General features: G+C 68.0%; 4 protein-coding genes. 2 read left to right on the top strand and 2 right to left on the bottom strand.

The genetic code is table 11. The annotated features are described in order from the left end of the window. The first annotated feature begins 377 nt into the window (after positions 1 to 377). Positions 378 to 1,406 (top strand): S66 family peptidase, encoded by a 1,029-nt coding sequence (locus C1I97_RS31740; protein ID WP_111006509.1) that lies wholly within the window; start codon positions 378 to 380, stop codon positions 1,404 to 1,406. Between the two features lie 214 nt (positions 1,407 to 1,620). On the opposite strand, the gene istB is transcribed toward C1I97_RS31740, so the two are convergent. Together istB and istA are read right to left on the bottom strand one after the other, a co-directional pair. Beyond that, positions 1,621 to 2,418, bottom strand: coding sequence for an IS21-like element helper ATPase IstB (gene istB / locus C1I97_RS31735; RefSeq protein WP_111006508.1), 798 nt, complete (start codon positions 2,416 to 2,418; stop codon positions 1,621 to 1,623). After that, the gene (gene istA / locus C1I97_RS31730) at positions 2,415 to 4,052 is read right to left on the bottom strand and encodes an IS21 family transposase (RefSeq protein ID WP_220040878.1); all 1,638 of its coding nucleotides are present in this window, start codon (positions 4,050 to 4,052) and stop codon (positions 2,415 to 2,417) included. The genes istB and istA overlap by 4 nt, the downstream gene beginning before the upstream one ends. A gap of 228 nt (positions 4,053 to 4,280) precedes the next feature. Between istA and C1I97_RS31725 the strand changes: the two genes are divergently transcribed. Continuing rightward, positions 4,281 to 4,745, top strand: coding sequence for a hypothetical protein (locus C1I97_RS31725; RefSeq protein WP_258382827.1), 465 nt, complete (start codon positions 4,281 to 4,283; stop codon positions 4,743 to 4,745). The last annotated feature ends 8 nt before the right edge of the window (positions 4,746 to 4,753 follow it).

The following is a 4,753-nucleotide window of genomic DNA, read 5'->3' as shown; positions in this document are numbered from 1 at the left end:
TAGTCGTCGCGCACCTCGGCGACCATGCGCACCGCGCGGCGGCGGAGCTCAAGCGGGTAACGGGAAGGTCGTGCCATGACTCGATCCTTTCATGAAATCGAGTCTCCATTCGAACCGGGGCGGTTCATATTCACGAGAAATGGGTTCTGGCACACATTCCGTGAGCGATCTTGAGTCCGGCTTCACCGGCCTCCAGTGACGCGTGGTCCTCGCAGCTCACGTAACGCGCGCGCCTCCTGCCGGCGAGAGCCAGCAAGATCTTTCACGGAATGTACGCCAGAACCGAGAAATGACGTCACCCGTCAGGGACTGACTAGTGTTCTTGAAGCTGAAAACTCGCTGTCGTCCAGGCACGGCGCTGTGCCAAGATCCGGCGCATGCCAGTTCGATACCCGCGCCCCCTGCGTCCCGGTGACCGTGTCGGTGTGACCGCTCCGTCGAGTGGAGTCGCGAAAGCATTGCTTGAGCGGCTGAATGTCGCCCTCTGTGACGTGCAGGCACGCGGGTACGAGGTCGTCGTCGGGCAGTGTATGGACGGTTCCGGACATGTCAGCGCCCTGGCCGCCGACCGCGCGAGCGAGCTGATGTCGATGCTGACCGATCCCACCATCCGGGCCGTCGTGCCGCCATGGGGCGGAGAGACCGCGATCGACCTGATCCCGCTGCTCGACTGGGACCGGCTGCGCGAGGCGGAGCCGACCTGGCTCGTCGGGTTCTCCGACATCTCCACCCTCATCACACCGCTGACACTGCTCACCGGCACGGCGACTCTCCACGGCAACAACCTCATGGACACGCCCTACCGCGTACCCGAGGGACTGCTGTCGTGGCTCGATATCGTCGCCGCACCTTCGGGCCACCGGTTCACGCAGGCCCCGCCTGGCCGCCACCGGGCCGCAGGCTTCGACGACTTCGCCGCCTTCCCCGACATACGTGAGTACACGCTCGACTCGCAGGGCACCTGGACCCGGCTCGACAACGGTGGCGACGTGGAGGCTGAGGGCAGGCTGATCGGCGGCTGCATCGAGACGCTGTGCAATCTCACGGGGACGCCCTACCTCGACGTCACGACTTTCGCCCGCAACGAGTCCCCGGAGGGGCTCCTCGTGTACGTAGAGGCAGCCGAACACGACGCCTTCACCATCTGCCGAAACCTGCACGGCATGAGGCTCGCTGGATTCTTCGACCGGGCGAACGCGATTCTCGTCGGCCGGACCAGCGCACCGGACAACAGCTCCCTCAGTCAGCACGAAGCCGTCCTCGATGCTCTCGGCTCCCTGAACGTGCCGATCATCGCTGACATCGAGTGCGGCCACGTCCCGCCTTACATGCCGATCGTCAACGGAGCCTACGGCCGCATCGTTCACTCACCGAGTCGAAGCGAGCTGACGCAGACGTTGGGCTGACGTTCCAGTCCAGGCGCCCGGCGCTCAGGGGGTACGGCGGTTCAGGCACTTTCCCTTCCACGCACCCTCGTCCAGCCGGTGCAGGTCCTTGCTGGTCAGCGCCGGGTCATTGTGGTGATGAGTGCTCAGTTCAGATCTGAGATACGACGCGTGCATCGTGTCGGCGGCCCCGGACTGCTCCTGGAGTTGATCCGGGACCGCCGTGCATCGGTGGTCAGCCGGCTTTGGCGGGTTCCTCGGCCCGGGCCCGGGTGCTGGCCAGGCGGTAGGAGTCGGTGCCGGTCTCGATGATCGTGCCGTTGAAGGTGAGCCGGTCGACGATGGCCGCGCAGAGCCGGGAATCGGTAAAGGTCTTCGTCCAGCCCCCGAACGACTCGTTGGAGGCGATGGCGACGCTGTTCTTCTCCTCCCGCTCGGTCAGGACCTGGAACAGCAGCTCAGCGCCGTGCCGGTCGAGTTCCATGTAGCCGAGTTCGTCGATGCACAAAAGGTCGACGCGGCCATAGCGGGCGATGGTCTTGTTCAGCTGCTTCTCGTCGGCGGCCTCGACCAGCTCGTTCACCAGCTTCGTGGCGAGCGTGTAGCGGACCTGGTAGCCCTTCATGGCGGCCTCGGTGCCCAGGGCGATCAGCATGTGCAACTTGCCGGTGCCGGAGTCGCCGATCAGGCAGAGCGGCTGCCCCTTCTTGATCCACTCGCAGCTGGCGAGCGTGTTTACGGTGGCCGGGTCGACGTTCGGGTTGGCGGCGAAGTCGAAGGTTCGCAGCGACTTCTCCCGCGGGAACCCGGCTGCCTTGATCCGCCGCTCCGAGCGGCGGCGGGCCCGGTCGTCGCACTCCGCCATCAGCAGCTCGGCGAGGAAGCCGCGGTAGGTCATCTGGTCCTTGGCCGCCCGATCGGCGATCTCGGCGAACTCCTGCCGGATCGACGGAAGCCGCAGCAGACGGCAGGCGGTGTCGATGGCCGTGGTGGCGGCCTGCTCGGTCAGGCCTCGCTGGCGGGGCAGGGTCACTGTGCTTCTCCCTCTCGCTGGTCACCGCCGCTGACGCGACGGCGTCGGAGCAACTGGTCATAGGGCGTCACCGAGGGCAGCGGCCTAGTGTCCGGCGGCAGGTGAGCCAGCTTCCACTCGTGCAGGAACGTCACCGTCGCCGACGGCTGCCCGGCCGGAGCGGACGGCAGCACGGGCGCCGGGGGTTCGTCCTCGGCCTGGGCGGCCTTGCGGGCCTCGAGCGCGACCGCGTCCGCGGTCAGGGCCCCGGCACGTAGTGCGGAGGCCAGTCCGGCGACCAGGTGCTCGTGCGGGATGTGCCGACCCAGCAGGAGCACCTCGATCAGGGCCCGGGTGCCCTCGGTATCGCCGTGTGCCTTGACCGCCGCGGCCCACCACGCATCGTGGACGGGGGTGAACTTGCCGGCCGAGCGGGCCTGCTCCAGCGCGGTCGCGCCAGGGAAGGCGCCCGGCTTGCGGATCAGGGCCTTCAGGTAGTGGTCCAGCTCCAGGCGGCAGCCACCCTTCGCGATCAGCCGCTCGTGTCGGGCCACCTCCACGTTCCTGTCGTAGACCACCAGGTGAGAAGCATGCAGAAGCACCCGCACCCGCCTGCCGATCAGCCTCACCGGCACCGAGTAGCGGTTGGTGCGGACCGCGATCTGGCTGTAGCGGTCAACCCGCGGCGTGAACACCCGCCCGGTCTCGAACGGCTCCTCCGGCAGCGGCAGCAGCAGCGGCCGCTCGACCTCGAAGTACTCGTCGATCGTCCGCGGCCGGGACCCGATCCGGCGCCGGCCGTCGTGTCGGTCCCACTGCTCGACCAGCTCGTTCAGCTCCGCCAGTGAGTCGACCTCGGGCACCGGGGTGAAGTGGTTGCGGCGGAAGTAGCCGATTTGGCCCTCGACGCCGCCCTTCTCGTGGGCGCCGTCGATGCCGGGCCGGCAGTAGAAGCTCTCGATGGCGAAGTGCGACTTGAAGGCGATCCACCGGTCGGTCTCCACCCGCGCCCGGCTCAGCCCCAGCACCCGGGCGACAGCGGCCTTCAAGTTGTCGTAGCGGACCTTGCTCCGGGGGACGCCGCCCAGCGTCCGCAGCGCGTGCACGTGCCCTTCGAAGAAGGATTCCTGGCCGCAGGAAGCGAAGACACGGTGCACGGCCTTGCCCGAGTAGGACAGCCGGAAGGAGAACAGGTAGCAGGTGACCAGCTCGCCGGCGAGGCGCACGCTGACATCGCCGAAGTCGACCTCGGCCTCCATGCCGGGCTGGTGGGTTTGGGGCACGAATGCTTCCAGCGGGGCCTTGCCGGACTCCACCAGGATCCGCGGCTTCCGGTCCGCGACGTAGCGCCGGACCATCTGGTAGGAGACGTCGGCGCCGTGCTCTTCGACCAGGCGGTGGAAGATCCGCGTGACCGTGTGCCGCTGCTTGCGCGGCGCATCCAGGTCCGCCCGCAGCATCCCGTCGATCACCGGCTTGTACGGATCCAGCGCGGTCGGGCGCGGCGGCAGCTTCTTCCGCGGCTCCGGCCAGACCGAGTCCACCGCCCTGCGGACCGTTCGCCACGACACGTTGTACTTGCGCTCGATCTCCCGCATCGTCATGCCGCCGCGGTGGTCGCGCCGGATCGCGGCGTACAGCTCGACCTTCGACATCTGCGGCATGACCAGGGCCTTTCACCAGGAACATCCCGATGCTCCCGTGGCAAGGACCCCAGTGAGCCTCCGCCAACTTGAAGACGCAGGTCAAAGGGCTGGTGTGACCGGTTCTCGGGTCGCTCACGCTGGTCGCGGGCGGCAGTCCGCAGAGTAGATCGTCTGGCGGAGCGGTCGGTTCGCCAGTTCCTGCTCACTGTGGCCGGGCCGCCTTCTACGATCCGGTGCGTGGATCCCGAGCTGCTGGAACGGATCACCGCGCGGCGCGCGGAACTGGACGAACTCGAGGAACAGCTGGCCAACCAGCTGGCGGAAATACGGGCGGAGCGGGACGAACTCGCCGTCGCCGAACGTGTCCTTGAGCGGGTGAGCGAGCAGATCGCCGACGAGCGCGCCTCAGCCGCGCCAGCGCCCGGGCAGGTGGGTGGGCGGGCGGTGATGCTGATCCCGCACCGCGCGCCGGACGTGGAGGAGACCATGCTTCCGCCGGACTACCAGCGCATCCTCGCCGTCGTGCGGCAGGCGGCCGGGCCGGTCATGGCCCGGCAGGTCGGCGAGAGGCTGGGGATGGACGTGCCCTTGCCGAAAATCTCGTCCATGCAGGTCAGGCCGCATGGTGGTACTCGTGGAGGGTGCCGCCGAGGCGATCGCGGCGGCGTATGTCGAGGCGGGCGATCTCGTCCGGATCAGTGATCGGCGTG

The sequence above is a fragment of the Streptomyces sp. NTH33 genome (assembly GCF_003236365.1).
Classification (GTDB): Bacteria; Actinomycetota; Actinomycetes; order Streptomycetales; family Streptomycetaceae; genus Streptomyces.
This window is presented reverse-complemented; position numbering and strand designations above follow the sequence as displayed.